Consider the following 15,132-nt stretch of genomic DNA (forward strand, 5'->3'; position numbering starts at 1 on the left):
TCTCAGCGGCCGTTGGCGGTGACCCCGTCAACCGTCGTCGTCGCCGACGAAGCGGTAGCCGACGCCGGGCTCGGTGCGGATGATCTTCGGGTCGGCCGGATCGCGCTCGATCTTCCCGCGCAGTTGCCCGATGAAGACGCGCAAATAGTGCAGGTCTTCGCCATGGGCCACGCCCCAGACCGAGGTGAGCAGCGTCTTGTGGGTGACGACCCGGCCGGCGTGATGCGCCAGCATCACCAGGAGGTCGTATTCCTTCGGCGTCAGCCGCACCGGTTCGCCGTCCTTCGTCACCACCCGCTTGATCGTGTCGATCGAAACGCCATCGGCGGACAGCTGCGTCTGGCCGCCTTCCATCTGTACCCGGTGGCGAAGGGCCGCGCGGATGCGGGCGGTCAGTTCGCCGATGCCGAAGGGCTTTTCGATGTAATCGTCGGCGCCGAGATCGAGTGCGGCGATCTTTTCGCTTTCCCGGTCGCGGGCCGACAGAATGATGATCGGCACCTGCGACCAGCCGCGCAAGTTGGCGATGACCTCCTTGCCGTCCATGTCCGGCAGGCCGAGATCGAGTATGACGACATCCGGCGCCATCGTCGCGGCCGCCTTCAGCGCCTCGGCACCGGTCATCGCCTCGCGAACGTCATAGCCGGCGGCACTCAGCGCGGGTTTCAGGAAACGCTGGATCTGGGGTTCGTCGTCGACGACGAGGATACGCTCCACGCTCATGCACGGTCCTTTTCGGAAATTTCAGCCTTGGCGGCGGGAAAGCGCATGGAAATGCGCGTGCCGCGGCGGCGAAGCGCCGGGCTTTCCGCCTTGATCTGTCCGCCCATCGCCTCGACGAAGCCCCTGGCGATCGACAGCCCCAGCCCCGTTCCCGGCGTGCGGCCGTCGGCCTTGCCGCGGCGGAAGAATTTCTCGAAGACCTGCTCGAGATCCCGCGGCGGGATACCTTTGCCGAGATCGGTTACCGACAGCACGATCTCGCTGCCTTCAGTACGGGCATAGATGCTGATCGGCTCGTCGCCGCCATACTTGTTGGCATTGTCGAGCAGGTTGAACAGCACCTGGCCGAGCAGCACGCTGTCGCCGCGCATCAAGGGCAGGTCGGCTGCAATGCTGGTTTCGACCTCGCGGTCCGGGAAATACTTGCGGGCGCGATCGACGGCGGCTCGCACGACGTCGGCGACATCGACCCAATCGCGCTTGGCGTTGACGGTGCCGGCCTCGATGCGGGTCATGTCGAGCAGGTTGGCGACAAAGCGCGTCAGCCGACCGCCCTCCTCCTCTATCGACTGCAACAGGTCGTCGCGGCTTTCCGGCGGCATCCGGTCGCCGAGTTGGCGCAGGCTGGTGACGGCACCGGTGATCGTCGCAAGCGGGGTTCTCAGGTCATGCGAGATGGATGAGAGAAGAGCGGCGCGGAAGCGTTCGCCTTCGAGCTTGGCCGCCTGGTCGAGGCTTTCGCGCGACAGGCGCGCCCGATCGACCGCGATCGCCGTCTGGTCCAGGATCGCCGCCAGTGCCCGCTCTTCGTTGATCTCCAGTGGCTTGTCCGCCTGGACGAAGCCACAGACGCCGACGACGCCATGCGGGCTTGTCAGCGGACGGAAGTGGAAGGGGCTGTTCGGCAACGTGCCGGTGCCATTGCCGGCCGGCTCGCGTTTGTCCATCGCCCAGCGTGCAGCCATGATGTCGGTGACGTCAAGCTCGGTGTCCGGAGGCCAGGCTGCCTTCAGCTGCAGGTCGCCTTCTGCGGGCAACAAGAGGGCGGCGCTGCGTTTCAGCGTCGACTGCATCTGCGTGACCGCCGCCCAAAGCACGTCGTCCGGCTTGGCCGTGCCGGAAAGTTTGCGGGAAAAATCATAAAGCGCCTGGGTCGCGGCGGCACGCTGCCGCGCTGCCTTCGCCTGCTCGCGCACGCGGGAGGCGAGGCTGCCCGCGAGTGCCGCGGCGACCAGGAAGACAACGAGCGCGAAAACCTCGTGCGGCTCGGCGATGGTGAAGGTGCCGGTCGGCTTGATGAAAAAGAAATTGTAGGCGAGCACCGAAAACAGCGCTGCGGCGATCGCCGCGATATGGCCGGCATAGGTCGCGGACGCCAGCACCGCGAGCAGATAAAGCAGCGATATGTTGGGCAGGACGACGAAACGGCCGAGCAGCAGGCCGACACCGGTCGAGATGGCGACCGATCCGGCAGCGATGCCGATCGCCCGCCCGGTTCCCGGCGGCAGCGTCCTCTTCCTCTTTGATCGCCGCTTGACGGGCGTCGTCTCGCGATCGGTAACGAGGTAGATGCCGATGCCGGACACGCGCTCGGCCAGGGCATCGGGAAGCGACTGCCGGAAGAACCGCATCGGGAAGGATTGGCGGCGCGCGCCGATGACGATCTGCGTCGCATGCTCGCGGCGCGCGAGCTTCAGGATTTCCTCGACAAAATCATTGCCGACGATGCGACGGGTTTCGGCGCCGAGCTGTTCGGCAAGGCGGAAGGTTTCGTCGAGCCGGCGCACATCCTCGCCGTCGCCGCTCTCGCGGTCGGCGCGCTCGATGAAGACGACGATCCACGGTGCGTTCAAGCCCTCAGCAAGCCGGCTTGCGGTACGCACGACTTTTTCCGACAGCGGATCGGGGCCGATGCAGACGAGCAGGCGCTCTCCGCTCGCCCAGATGCCTTCGATCGCGTTCTGCTTGAGGTAGTCGACCATCTGGTCGTCGACCCGGTCGGCCGTGCGCCGGAGCGCGAGTTCGCGCAGCGCCGTCAGGTTGCCGAGGCGGAAGAAGCGATCGACGGCGCGCTTGGCGCTGTCGGGCAGATAGACCTTGCCGTCCTTCAGGCGCTCGATCAACTCGGCCGGCGGCAGATCGACAAGCAGCACCTCGTCGGCCCGCTTCAGCACAGTATCCGGCACCCGCTCGCGCACGGGAACACCAGTAATCTGGGCGACGATGTCCGAGAGGCTTTCGAGATGCTGGATGTTGAGCGCGGTCCAGACATCGATGCCGGCGGCGATCAGTTCCTCAATGTCCTGGTAGCGCTTGGGGTGCCGGCTTTCGGCCGGGTTGCTATGGGCCAGTTCGTCGACGACGATGATCCTCGGACGCCGCGCAAGGGCGGCATCCAGGTCGAACTCCGACAGCACGCGGCCGCGATGGTTCACATCGCGGCGCGGCAGTATTTCCAATCCATCGATGAGCGCTGCGGTCTCGCTGCGCCCATGCGTCTCCACCAGCCCGACGACGATATCGATGCCGTCGTCCTTCAGTCGGCGGGCCCGCGACAACATCGCATAGGTCTTGCCGACGCCGGGAGCGGCACCGAGGAATACGGTCAGCTTTCCCCGGCGGTCCTGCGCGGCAAGCGCCAGCAATGCGTCTGGATCCGGGCGACTTTTGGCGTCGCGTTCACTGTCGGGCATTCATGATCTCAGGCGTGAGGAATCAGGTTCGGGGCGCATCAAGGGCCAGGTTGAGTTCTAGCACATTGACGCGCGGCTCGCCTACGACCCCGAACAGCCGTTCCTCCGTCGCCCTGGAAACCAGGCCGGCGACGTCCGCTTCGCTCAGGCCCCGCGCCTTGGCGACGCGGGCAACCTGGGCTTCGGCAAAGGCCGGCGTGATGTGCGGGTCGAGACCGGAGCCTGACGTGGTCGCCGCATCCGCCGGAATTTCACCGTTGACGCCGGCCGCCTTCAGCCGCTCGACATCGGCTGCAACGCGATCCTTCAGCTTGACCGAGGTGGTGCCGAGGTTGGAGCCGCTCGAAGCGCCGGCATTGTAGGCTTCCGGACCGGTCGCGGAGGGCCGCGGCCAGAAATACTTGTCGGAGGTGAAATTCTGGCCGATGAGGGCGGAGCCGATGAGGGCGCCGTCCTTTTCGATGAGGCTGCCATTTGCCTGGGCGGGCATCAGCACCTGCGAGGCGCCGGTGATGGCGAAGGGATAGGCAAGGCCGGTGATCGCGGTCAGAAGCACGATCATCACGATGGCGGGGCGAAGTTGGTTCAGCATGGTTACACCAGATTGAGTGCGTTGACGGCAAGGTCGACGAGCTTGATGCCGGCGAAGGGCAGGACAATGCCGCCGAGGCCGTAGACGAGCAGGTTGCGACGCAGGAGTGCTGCCGCACCGACCGGCCGGTACTTGACGCCCTTCAGCGCCAGCGGGATCAGCGCGACGATGATGAGCGCGTTGAAGATCACCGCCGACAGGATCGCCGATTGCGGCGAGGCGAGGCCCATGACGTTGAGCGCGGCCAGGGCCGGATAGGTGGTGATGAACAGCGCCGGGATGATGGCGAAGTACTTCGCAACGTCGTTGGCGATCGAAAAGGTCGTCAGCGACCCACGGGTCATCAACAGCTGCTTGCCGATCTCGACGATCTCGATGAGCTTCGTCGGACTGGAATCGAGGTCCACCATGTTGGCGGCCTCGCGGGCGGCCTGCGTCCCGGTCTGCATGGCGACGCCGACATCGGCCTGGGCGAGCGCCGGCGCGTCGTTGGTACCGTCGCCGCACATGGCGATGAGACGACCGCCCTGCTGTTCCTTGCGGATATAGCCAAGCTTGTCCTCGGGGGTGGCTTCGGCGAGAAAGTCGTCGACGCCGGCTTCAGATGCGATGGCGGCCGCTGTCACCGGGTTGTCGCCGGTGACCATGACCGTGCGGATGCCCATGGCGCGCAGGGCGGCGAAGCGTTCCTTGATGCCGGGCTTCACCACGTCCTTCAGGTGAATGACGCCGAGCAGGCGTGGACCGTCGGCGACGGCAAGCGGGGTGCCGCCGGTGCGGGCGACCTGATCGACGGCGCGGCGAAACTCGTTCGGCACGTTCTCGTCGCGGATGCCGGTGAACTTCAGGATCGAGTCGACGGCACCCTTGCGCAGCCGGCGACCGCCGAAGTCAACGCCAGAAAGCCTCGTTTCCGCAGCGAAGGGAATGACCGCGTCGATCCGGGTCGCACCGGCCCGGCTTGCGCCGCCGCCGCCGCCGGCAAGCGCCACGACTTCACTCTTGTCGGACACCGGAAGCGACACGTCTGGCGCCTGGCGGCCGAATTCGCCGGTGGCGAGCGCTGCGATCGAGCGACCCTCCGGCGTTTCGTCGGCAAGGCTTGCAAGCAGTGCGGCATCGGCAAGCTCGGCCTCGGTAACGCCCGGCACCGGCATGAAGTCGGCGGCCATGCGGTTGCCGAAGGTGATAGTGCCGGTCTTGTCGAGCAGCAGCGTATCGACGTCGCCGGCAGCCTCGACGGCGCGGCCGGAGGTGGCGATGACGTTGAAGCGGACCAGACGGTCCATGCCGGCGATGCCGATCGCCGAAAGCAGACCACCGATGGTGGTCGGGATCAGCGTTACCAGAAGCGCGGCCAGCACGGTGACCGAGAGAACGGTACCGGAATAACCGGCAAGGCCCCAGAGCGTGACGACGGCGACGAGGAAGATCAGCGTCAGGCCCGAAAGCAGGATCGAAAGGGCGATCTCGTTCGGGGTCTTCTGGCGCTGCGCGCCCTCGATCAGAGCGATCATGCGGTCGACGAAGGTGTCGCCCGGTGCGACGGCGATGCGGATCTTGATCCAGTCTGACAGCACCTGCGTGCCGCCGGTGACAGCCGAGCGGTCGCCACCGGATTCGCGGATGACGGGCGCCGATTCACCGGTGATGGCGCTCTCGTTGACGGAAGCGACGCCTTCGACGACTTCGCCGTCGCCGGGGATCAGTTCGCCGGCCTGGACAAGCACGAGGTCGCCGACCTTGAGTGATGTCGCCGGGATCGTCTGGGTCTCACGGCCTTCGTCGGCGACGAGTTTGCGCGCCGTCAGCTCGGACTTGGTACGGCGCAGGCTGTCGGCCTGGGCCTTGCCGCGACCTTCGGCGACGGCTTCGGCAAAGGTGGCAAAGAGCACGGTGAACCAGAGCCAGGCAGCGATCTGGCCGGAGAAGAGTGCGCCTCCGCCGCCGGTTACGAGATCACGGACGAAGAGGCCGGTGACGACGGCGGCGACCACTTCGGTGACGAAGATCACCGGATTGCGCACGAGCTGGCGCGGGTCGAGCTTGACGAACGCCGCCTTGATCGCCGGCAGCAGGATCGCCGGGTCCAGAAGACTGGGAGCGATGGGTTTGGAAGACATGTGTCGAATTCCTTTAGATCGCGATGGTTTGGGTCTAGTCGACCCAAACCATAAACGTGATCGTTTCTAATAAGTTAGAGCGGGATGCGGGCGGAAAACCGCACACACTTTTCCTCATCCCGCTCTAGAAGGTCTGACCGGCAAGCATCGAGAGATGCTCGACGATGGGACCAAGCGCGAGCGCCGGGAAGAACTGCAACCCGCCGAGAATGAGGATGATGCCGACGAGCAGGCCGACGAAGAGCGGCGTGTCGGTCGGGAAGGTACCCTTGGAGGCCGGTACGCGGGTCTTGACCGCGATCGAGCCGGCGATCGCCATCACCGGAACGGCATAGGCGAAGCGGCCGAGCAGCATCGCGAAGCCTAGCGTCGTGTTGTACCAGGGTGTGTTGCCGGTGAGCCCGCCGAAAGCCGAGCCGTTGTTGCCGGCCGCCGACGTGAAGGCGTAGAGGATTTCCGACAGGCCATGCGGACCCGCCGTGCCGATGCTGGCGACAGCAAAGGGCAGCATCGCGGAGACGGCGGCAAAGCCGAGGATCGTTGCCGGCAGGATGAGGACGGCGAACATCGCGTATTTCATCTCGCGGCTTTCGATCTTCTTGCCGAGCAGTTCCGGCGTACGGCCGACCATCAGGCCGGCAACGAAGACGGCGAGGATCGCAAAGACGACCATGCCGTAGAGACCGGAACCGACGCCGCCCGGCAGGACTTCGCCAAGCTGCATCAGGAACATCGGCACGAGACCGCCGAGGCCCGTCAGCGAGCCGTGCATGCTGTTGACGCCGCCATCCGACAGACCCGTCGTAACAGCCGCATAGAGCGCCGTCATCGCCTGGCCGAAGCGAACTTCCTTGCCCTCCATGTTGCCCTGGGCGGCATCGAGGCCAAGGGCGGTCAGGATGGGGTTGCCCTGGGCTTCAGCCCAGTAGACGACCGCGACGCCGGAGATCAGCAGGATGCCGGTGACGGCGATGAAGGCCCAGCTCTGGCGGCGGTTGCCGACCATCTGGCCGAAGGTGTAGACGAGCGCCGCCGAGATCGACAGCATCGAGAAGATGTTGAGATAGTTGGAGAAGGCCGTCGGGTTTTCGAACGGATGGGCGGCGTTGACGTTGAAGAAGCCGCCGCCATTGGTGCCGAGCTGCTTGATCGCTTCCTGGCTTGCGACCGGGCCGACTGAGATCGTCTGCTTGACGCCTTCGAGCGTGGTTGCGGTGAGATCGGCGTGGAAGGTCTGCGGCAGGCCGCTCCAGACCATGGCAAGCGCCATGACGACGGCAATCGGCAGGAGCACGTAGAGCGTCGAACGGGTGAGGTCGACCCAGAAATTGCCGACGGTCGAGGCGTTCGAGCGGGCGAAGGCGCGGGTGACGGCAAGCGCCATGGCGATGCCGGTCGCAGCCGAGACGAAGTTGTGCACCGTGAGCCCGGCCATCTGGCTGAAATGGCTGAGCGTGGTTTCGCCGCCGTAGTTCTGCCAGTTGGTGTTGGTGACGAAGCTGGCCGCCGTGTTGAAGGCGAGGTCGGACGGCATGCCCGAGAAACCTTGCGGGTTCATCGGCAGATAGGCCTGCAGCCGGAGGATCGCGTAGAGCGAGACGAAGCCCGCGAGGCTGAAGGCAAGCATCGACATCGTATAGGCGAGCCAGCCCTGCTCCTTCTTCGGATCGACGCCGGCGGCAAGATAAAGGCCGCGCTCGACGGGGCCGAGGACGGGCGAAAAGACGTTGCGTTCACCGGAGAAGACCCGCGCCATGTAAAGCCCCAACGGCTTGATGACGATCAGGACGGCGATGAAGAGGAGGCTGATCTGCAGCCACCCGATGATAGACATGAGATTACTCCGCTAAGGGCGGCCGGACGGTGCGACGGCGCCCGGCTGATGCGAACGGCCAACGGGTCCGATCCCGTCGACCGGGTCAGAACCGTTCCGGGCGAACGAGGGTGACGACGAGGTAGGCCGCAAGCGCGACAGCGACGGCAAGACCGAGCAGGGCTTCGAACATGACGCCCTCCTAAAGCCGGCTTAGCGCGCGCGCATAAAGCGCGAACACGACAAAGCCGCCGACACCGGCAGCAAGAAAAAGAACATCGGACATGCAAATTCTCCGGACTGTTGAGGTCCGCAGTGTGCATCCGCAACGGGTCAATTATCGATTGCGATGGTCGGAAGGCGGCATAAGGAAAAGATAAAGACGCCCGCCAGGGTCCGCTGACGAAGGCGGAATACGATCTTCATAAGCGCGGGATCCGGTCGTTATCGGCCTATCAGCGAGATGCCGGACAGATCCAGGGCGACCGCACGTCCGCGACCGCCGGCTTGGCGTGACGCCTAGCCCTTGATGATGTGGTTCACGCTCGTTTCGGTGGGCGCGGTGACTTCGCGCATCCATTCGCGCCAGATGGCAACGAGCAGCGCCATCAGCACCGGGCCGACGAAGAGGCCAAGGAAGCCCATGGTCTTCACGCCACCGACAAGGCCGAAGAAGGTCGGCAGGAAGGGAAGCTTGATCGGGCCGCCGACGAGGCGCGGACGCAGCGTCTTGTCGACGATGAAGAGTTCGGTCGTGCCCCAGGTGAACAGCGCCAGGCCGTGAACGGGCGAACCGCTGGCGACGAGGTAGACCGAGACCAGCGTGAAGCAGAGCGGCGCGCCACCCGGGATCAGTGCCATCAGGCCGGTGATGATGCCGAGGGTTACCGGCGACGGTACGCCGGCAAGCCAATAGGCGACGCCGAGCACGATGCCCTCACCGATGGCGATGATGCCCATGCCGGTGACCGTGGAGCTGATCGTCAGCGGCACGACGCGCGACAGCCGCTCCCAGCGCATCGGGAAGATGCGCTCGCCGAGCTTGTCGAGCTGGCCGGAGAAGGACTGGCCGTCGCGATAGACGAAGAACAGCGTGATCATCATGAACAGCAACGTCAGGAAGGCATGGAACGTCGACGCGCCCACGACCAGGACGCCGCGGTAGATATTGCCGATGTTGGAGCCGCTGACGAGCTGGACCAGTTCGCCGAGCGCACCCGGATGGCCGATATGCTTGACCCATTGTTCACCGAGCCAGGCGCCGGCAACCGGGATACCGGACAGCCAGGCGGGCACCACGGCACCATTGGCATTGGTCTCGACCGCCCAGACGACCCAGTCGCGCACCTCGTCGACCGCATAGACGGCAGCGATAGAGATCGGCACGACGATGAAGGAAATGACGCAGACGATCGCGATAGTGGCGGCCAGCGTCCGGTTGCCGTTCACACCGGCGAGCAGCCGGCGATAGATCGGCCAGCTGGCAAAACCGATGACGACGGCGGCCAGAACCGGAACGACGAAACCATGGAAGAAGTAGACGCCGGCAAGCAGAACGAAGACCAGCATCCAGCGGGCAGCGGTCATGGGGCCGACAAGGGCATGGCGCGAAATAGCGGTTTGCCCGAGGAGCCGCGGCTCCACGGCAAAATTCTCTCGTTCACGATTGCCCAATTGCACCAATGATCCTCCGTCTTTCGACGACTTTACAACAAACCCGAGGCCTTGCCAGCCTGTCTGGCGCCGGGCGCCGCCCCTTTGCCCCTGCTTTACGGTAGTTTCAGGGCCGTGGTCGACGCTAACGGCGGGACATGACAGAAAAATTTAGGAGGGTTCAAGAGCCCCTGGCTTTCTTTCGATAAAGCCGGTCATTCCGCCGCAGGTTTTGCAGCCATACGCGCAGGCTGTGCGCGATCGACGAAGACTGAAGCGAGAAAGATGCCGAAGCCGGCGACGCCGAGAACGGCGCCGACGAGACCGGTGGAGGTCCAGCCGTAACCGGCGGCGATCGAAACACCACCGAGCCAGGCGCCAAGCGCATTGGCGAGATTGAAGGCGGAGTGGCTAAGGGCGGCGGCCAGCGTCTGGGCCTCGCCGGCGACATCCATCAGCCGCGTCTGTACGCCCGGGACGACGGCAAAGCCGCCGCCGATGAAGAGCACGTTGACGATGGCGATCCACGGATTGCCCATGGTGAAATAGAAAAGCACATAGGCAAAGATGTTGAAGGCGATGGCGATGCCGATCGCCGGCATCAGCGCCCAGTCGGCAAGCCGTGCTCCGACGATGTTGCCGAGGATCATGCCGGCGCCGAAGACAGAAAGCATGATCGGCACATTGCCAAGCGAAACGCCCGCGACTTCGGTCAGCGCCGGCGTGATATAGCTGAAGACGGCGAACATGCCGCCGCAGCCGATGGCGCAGATGCCGAGCATCAGCCAGACCTGCAGCTTGCCGAGCGCGCCCAGTTCGCGAAGCGGCGTCGCCTTCGGGTTGCCCTTGTCCCGCGGCACGTGGGCGAAGGTGAGCGCCATGGTCAGGAGGCTGATGGCGCCGACAATGGCAAAGGCGGAGCGCCAGCCGAGCGCCTGGCCGAACCAGGCGACGAGCGGCGTGCCGAAGAGAGTGGCGATGGTCAGCCCCATCATCACGCGCCCGACGGCGCGGGCCCGCTGGTTCGGCGCGGCAAGGCCCGCCGCCACCAGGGCAGCGACGCCGAAATAGGCGCCGTGCGGCAGACCGGCGAAGAAGCGCGCGGCAATCAGCGTGTAGAAATCCGGAGCGATGGCGCTCGCGAAGTTGCCGACGGCAAAAACCAGCATCAGCACCAGAAGCACCCGGAAACGCGAGAAGCGAGCGGCAAGCACCGCGATCAGCGGCGCACCGACGACAACGCCGAGTGCATAGGCGCTGATGACAGCGCCGGCCTGGGGTACCGAGACCGATACGTCTTCGGCGACCTGCGGCAGCAGACCCATGATGGCGAACTCGCCGGTACCGATGCCGAAGCCGCCGACGGCGAGCGCCACTTCGGCGGCGGAGACGCGGGCCCGGCGCGGATCGACGGCAGAGGTGAAGGCTTCGTCACACATGGGATCACTCATGGGCAATGGCCAGTGTCGCCGTGCCTTGCGGCCGGAGAAAAATCTGGGGGATATGTCGACGGATGTTGGATTGGACCAACAGGGATATGCTGCAATGCAATACAGGTTTTTCCCGCGGCAGGCAAAGCTTTTGCGGTTCTCGTCATACTTTTTCGCGAGGCTCGCAGAGGCCTGTTAACCGTAAGCTTGGTTGACGTTTACGTCAAAGTTATATAATCCCGAATCTCAGCTTGAAGAGGTGTCGCAAAAGCATCATCTTCATCGGCGTGAGAGGATCGGGAGGGATTTTCTCAGGCCGCGATCAGGCCAGCCTGTGGCGACCAGAGGGAGAGAGGTCATGGCGGAAGTCAGCGCACAACAGACGGGTATCAGCCCAGGCAAGATCTGGCTGAAATCCTACCCAGCCGGAATAGCCGGCGAAATTGGCCCCCTGCCCTACAAGTCGATCGGCGAATTCTTCGACCATGCCGTGGCCCGCTATTCGAGCCGCCCGGCCTTCACCTGCATGGGCAAGACGCTCACCTTTGCCGATCTCAACGCCCAGTCCGCGCGGATCGGCGCCTGGCTGCAATCACTCGGCCTTGCCAAGGGCGACCGCGTCGCGGTGATGATGCCGAACATCCTGCAGAACCCGGTGATCGTCTACGGCATCCTCAGAGCCGGCTTCACCGTCGTCAACGTCAACCCGCTCTACACGCCGCGCGAGCTGCAGCACCAGTTGGTCGACTCGGGCGCCAAGGCGATCTTCGTTCTGGAGAATTTCGCCCATACCGTGCAGCAGGTGGTCGACAAGACCTCGGTCAAGCACGTCGTCGTCGCGACTATGGGCGACATGCTCGGCCTCAAGGGCGCGATCGTCAACCTGGTGGTCCGCCGCGTCAAGAAGCTCGTTCCGGCCTGGTCGATCCCTGGACACCTTTCATTCAAGGACGTGCTTGCCAAGGGTGGCCGCAGCACGCTGACCAAGCCCAATGTCGCCGCCAGCGACGTCGCCTTCCTGCAATATACCGGCGGCACGACCGGCGTTTCGAAGGGCGCGACGCTTACCCATTCGAACCTTTTGTCGAACATGGCACAGATGGAAATCTGGTTCCAGACGGCGTTCCGCTCGAGGGCCCGGCCGGACAATCTCGTCTTCATGTGCGCGCTGCCGCTTTACCATATCTTCGCGCTGACGGTGAATTCGCTGATGGGCCTTGCCACCGGCGGCAACAACATCCTGATCCCCAATCCGCGTGACATTCCGGGCTTCGTCAAGGAACTCGGCAAGCACAGGACAAACATCTTCCCGGGCCTCAACACGCTGTTCAACGCGCTGATGAACAATGCGGAGTTCCAGAAGCTCGACTTCTCGTCGCTGATGCTGACCTTCGGCGGCGGCATGGCGATCCAGCGCCCGGTCGCCGAACGCTGGAAGCAGATGACCGGCTGCTCGATCGCCGAGGGCTACGGGCTTTCGGAAACCTCGCCGGTGGCAACGGCCAACATCCTCGACGCGACCGAGTTCACCGGCACGATCGGCATGCCGATCCCGTCCACCGACGTCGAGATCCGTGACGACCAGGGCAATACGCTGGCGATCGGCGAAGTCGGCGAAATCTGCATCCGCGGGCCGCAGGTGATGGCTGGCTACTGGCAGCGGCCGGACGAGACGGCCAAGGCAATTTCGCCGGATGGCTTCTTCCGCTCGGGCGACATCGGCTTCATGAACGCCGACGGCCTCGTCAAGATCGTCGACCGCAAGAAGGACATGATCCTGGTCTCCGGCTTCAACGTCTTCCCGAACGAGATCGAGGAAGTGGCGATGACCCATCCGGGCATCCTCGAATGCGCGGCGATCGGCATTCCGGACGAGCATTCCGGCGAAGCAGTCAAGCTCTTCGTCGTCAAGCGGGACCCAGCACTGACGGAAGAAGAGGTCAAGCGCCACTGCGCCGCCAACCTCACCAACTACAAGCGCCCGCGTTTCGTCGAATTCCGCACCGAACTGCCGAAGACTAATGTCGGCAAGATCCTGCGCAAGGACCTGCGCGGGTAAACTACTCCCAAATTCAAACGATTTAAAAAATCCTGAAAACCGCCACTTCGGCGGTTTTCCAGTCTTGATTTGGTCCACTTAAAGCGAATAGCTACGCAGGCGATTGTCCGACACCCCTGTCCGACCAAGGAGCCCCGCGATGAAAGCGCTTGTCGACCAACTCAAAGCAACCGCCGCTGCAACCAACGCGACCGATATCCGCGCGGCCTTCGCCGCCGACGCAGAACGTTTCGCGCGCTTCAGCACCACGCTCGGCGACCTGCTGTTCGACTATTCGAAATGCGCCGTCAACGACAAGGTGCTGGATGGCCTCGAGGCGCTCGCCAAGGCCGCCAAGGTCGAGGAGAAGCGGGACGCCATGTTCCGCGGCGATATCATCAACATCACCGAGGAGCGTGCCGTCCTGCACACGGCGCTACGCAACCGCAGCAACCGACCGATCCTCGTCGACGGCAAGGATGTGATGCCCGATGTCAACAGCGTGCTTGCCGCCATGGGCGCTTTTGCCGACGGCATCCGCTCGGGCGCGCTGAAAGGTGCGACCGGCAAGAAGATCACCGACGTCGTCAACATCGGCATCGGCGGCTCCGATCTCGGCCCGGTCATGGCGACGCTGGCGCTCGCGCCCTTCCACGACGGCCCGCGCCTGCACTTCGTTTCCAACATCGATGGCGCTCATATTGCCGATACGCTGAAGCTGGTCGATCCGGAAACCTCGCTCTTCATCATCGCCTCGAAGACCTTCACCACCATCGAGACCATGACCAATGCGGCGACCGCCCGCGCCTTCATCGCCGGCAAGCTCGGCGAGGCTGCGGTCGGCCATCACTTCGCTGCCGTTTCGACCGCGCTCGACAAGGTCGCCGCCTTCGGCATCGACCACACCCGCGTCTTCGGCTTCTGGGATTGGGTCGGTGGGCGCTACTCGATCTGGTCGGCGATCGGCCTGCCGCTGATGATCGCGGTCGGCAAGGAGAATTTCGGCCGCTTCCTCGATGGCGGCCATGCCATCGACGAGCATTTCCGCACCGCCCCGATCCGTGAGAACATTCCGGTCCTGCTCGGCCTCCTCGGCTTCTACCACCGCAACGTGCTCGGCTACCCGTCGCGGGCGATCCTGCCCTATGACCAGCGCCTGTCGCGTTTCCCCGCCTACCTGCAGCAGCTCGACATGGAATCGAACGGCAAGGCCGTGACGCTTGAGAGCACATCGGTCGAGTATTCGACAGGCCCGGTCGTTTGGGGCGAGCCCGGCACCAACGGCCAGCATGCCTTCTACCAGCTGATCCACCAGGGCACGGACGTCATTCCGGCCGAGTTCATGATCGCCGCCAACGGCCATGAAAAGAACCTGCGCCACCAACATGAGCTTTTGATCGCCAACTGCCTGGCCCAGTCGGAAGCGCTGATGAAGGGCCGTACGCTTGCGGAAGCCAAGGCACAGTTGACCGCCAAGGGCATGGCAGACGCCAAGGCCGACAAGATTGCCCCGCACCGCGTCTTTGCCGGCAACCGTCCGTCGCTGACGATCGTCTACGACCAGCTCGACCCCTTCGCGCTCGGTCGCCTGATCGCGCTTTACGAGCACCGCGTCTTCGTCGAGGGCGCGCTCTTCAACATCAACTCCTTCGACCAGTGGGGCGTCGAGCTCGGCAAGGAACTGGCCACCGGCCTGCTTCCGGTGGTCGAAGGCAAGGAAAGTGCCGAAGGTCACGACTCGTCCACGGCAGGGTTGGTGGCAGCACTGCTGAAGGCTGCGCATTAGACCAAACGCTGAGCGCGGAGGGTGCAGATCGCGCCTTCCGTGCAACCTTTCGGCGCACGGGGCCATGGGCCTGGGCAGGCGCACAATCAAAGGCAGCAATATTTCTTAGCCGATTCTCATGGCATTGACCTGTCGTTGTACGCGCAACGGAGAGTGTTGATGCGTATAGCAATCCTCGCGGCCGCACTTTTGGCGACAGGCGCTTCAGGCGCCTATGTCATCTCGAATGATGACAAGACGCCTTTTGCCGCGACCTAAATTTCCGTCTTCGAAGAGAGCCC

The 15,132-nt window shown here is 64.2% G+C and carries 10 protein-coding genes; 2 read left to right on the plus strand and 8 right to left on the minus strand.

Translation table 11 applies throughout. The features are described from left to right. Nucleotides 1-27: 27 nt before the first annotated feature. From JVX98_RS19920 to JVX98_RS19955, 8 genes are all read right to left on the minus strand, one after another. A complete protein-coding gene (locus JVX98_RS19920; RefSeq protein ID WP_192447954.1) occupies nucleotides 28-723 on the minus strand; it encodes a response regulator in 696 nt (231 codons plus the stop codon). Further along, nucleotides 720-3,416, minus strand: coding sequence for a sensor histidine kinase KdpD (locus JVX98_RS19925; RefSeq protein WP_205237181.1), 2,697 nt, complete (start codon nucleotides 3,414-3,416; stop codon nucleotides 720-722). The genes JVX98_RS19920 and JVX98_RS19925 overlap by 4 nt, the downstream gene beginning before the upstream one ends. A gap of 22 nt (nucleotides 3,417-3,438) precedes the next feature. Beyond that, complete coding sequence (gene kdpC, locus JVX98_RS19930; RefSeq protein ID WP_192447956.1) at nucleotides 3,439-4,008, minus strand: potassium-transporting ATPase subunit KdpC; 570 nt, start codon at nucleotides 4,006-4,008, stop codon at nucleotides 3,439-3,441. 2 nt (nucleotides 4,009-4,010) lie between these two features. Then, entirely contained in the window at nucleotides 4,011-6,131 is a 2,121-nt protein-coding gene (gene kdpB, locus JVX98_RS19935; RefSeq protein WP_205237182.1) for a potassium-transporting ATPase subunit KdpB, read from the minus strand. Between the two features lie 124 nt (nucleotides 6,132-6,255). Further along, a complete protein-coding gene (gene kdpA / locus JVX98_RS19940; RefSeq protein ID WP_192447958.1) occupies nucleotides 6,256-7,965 on the minus strand; it encodes a potassium-transporting ATPase subunit KdpA in 1,710 nt (569 codons plus the stop codon). An 85-nt stretch (nucleotides 7,966-8,050) separates the two neighbouring features. Beyond that, nucleotides 8,051-8,137, minus strand: a complete 87-nt coding sequence (kdpF, locus tag JVX98_RS32710; protein WP_043618850.1) for a K(+)-transporting ATPase subunit F — start codon at nucleotides 8,135-8,137, stop codon at nucleotides 8,051-8,053. Nucleotides 8,138-8,463: 326 nt separating this feature from the next. After that, nucleotides 8,464-9,624 (minus strand): AI-2E family transporter, encoded by a 1,161-nt coding sequence (locus tag JVX98_RS19950; RefSeq protein ID WP_043618916.1) that lies wholly within the window; start codon nucleotides 9,622-9,624, stop codon nucleotides 8,464-8,466. A 188-nt stretch (nucleotides 9,625-9,812) separates the two neighbouring features. Then, the gene (locus tag JVX98_RS19955) at nucleotides 9,813-11,048 is read right to left on the minus strand and encodes an MFS transporter (RefSeq protein WP_192447960.1); all 1,236 of its coding nucleotides are present in this window, start codon (nucleotides 11,046-11,048) and stop codon (nucleotides 9,813-9,815) included. 337 nt (nucleotides 11,049-11,385) lie between these two features. Between JVX98_RS19955 and JVX98_RS19960 the strand changes: the two genes are divergently transcribed. Together JVX98_RS19960 and pgi are read left to right on the plus strand one after the other, a co-directional pair. Continuing rightward, a complete protein-coding gene (locus tag JVX98_RS19960; protein ID WP_205237183.1) occupies nucleotides 11,386-13,086 on the plus strand; it encodes a long-chain fatty acid--CoA ligase in 1,701 nt (566 codons plus the stop codon). Nucleotides 13,087-13,225: 139 nt separating this feature from the next. Then, nucleotides 13,226-14,851: a glucose-6-phosphate isomerase gene (gene pgi, locus JVX98_RS19965; RefSeq protein ID WP_205237184.1), complete on the plus strand. Its 1,626-nt coding sequence runs from the start codon at nucleotides 13,226-13,228 to the stop codon at nucleotides 14,849-14,851. Nucleotides 14,852-15,132: the final 281 nt, after the last annotated feature.

The sequence above is a fragment of the Ensifer sp. PDNC004 genome, assembly GCF_016919405.1.
Taxonomy (GTDB): Bacteria; Pseudomonadota; Alphaproteobacteria; order Rhizobiales; family Rhizobiaceae; genus Ensifer.

Coding starts and splice junctions, on each gene's coding strand:
- kdpA (WP_192447958.1), bottom strand. CDS start 7,965: ATGTCTATCATCGGGTGGCTGCAGATCAGCCTCCTCTTCATCGCCGTC.
- JVX98_RS19925 (WP_205237181.1), bottom strand. CDS start 3,416: ATGCCCGACAGTGAACGCGACGCCAAAAGTCGCCCGGATCCAGACGCA.
- JVX98_RS19920 (WP_192447954.1), bottom strand. CDS start 723: ATGAGCGTGGAGCGTATCCTCGTCGTCGACGACGAACCCCAGATCCAG.
- JVX98_RS19955 (WP_192447960.1), bottom strand. CDS start 11,048: ATGAGTGATCCCATGTGTGACGAAGCCTTCACCTCTGCCGTCGATCCG.
- kdpB (WP_205237182.1), bottom strand. CDS start 6,131: ATGTCTTCCAAACCCATCGCTCCCAGTCTTCTGGACCCGGCGATCCTG.
- kdpC (WP_192447956.1), bottom strand. CDS start 4,008: ATGCTGAACCAACTTCGCCCCGCCATCGTGATGATCGTGCTTCTGACC.
- JVX98_RS19960 (WP_205237183.1), top strand. CDS start 11,386: ATGGCGGAAGTCAGCGCACAACAGACGGGTATCAGCCCAGGCAAGATC.
- pgi (WP_205237184.1), top strand. CDS start 13,226: ATGAAAGCGCTTGTCGACCAACTCAAAGCAACCGCCGCTGCAACCAAC.
- kdpF (WP_043618850.1), bottom strand. CDS start 8,137: ATGTTCGAAGCCCTGCTCGGTCTTGCCGTCGCTGTCGCGCTTGCGGCC.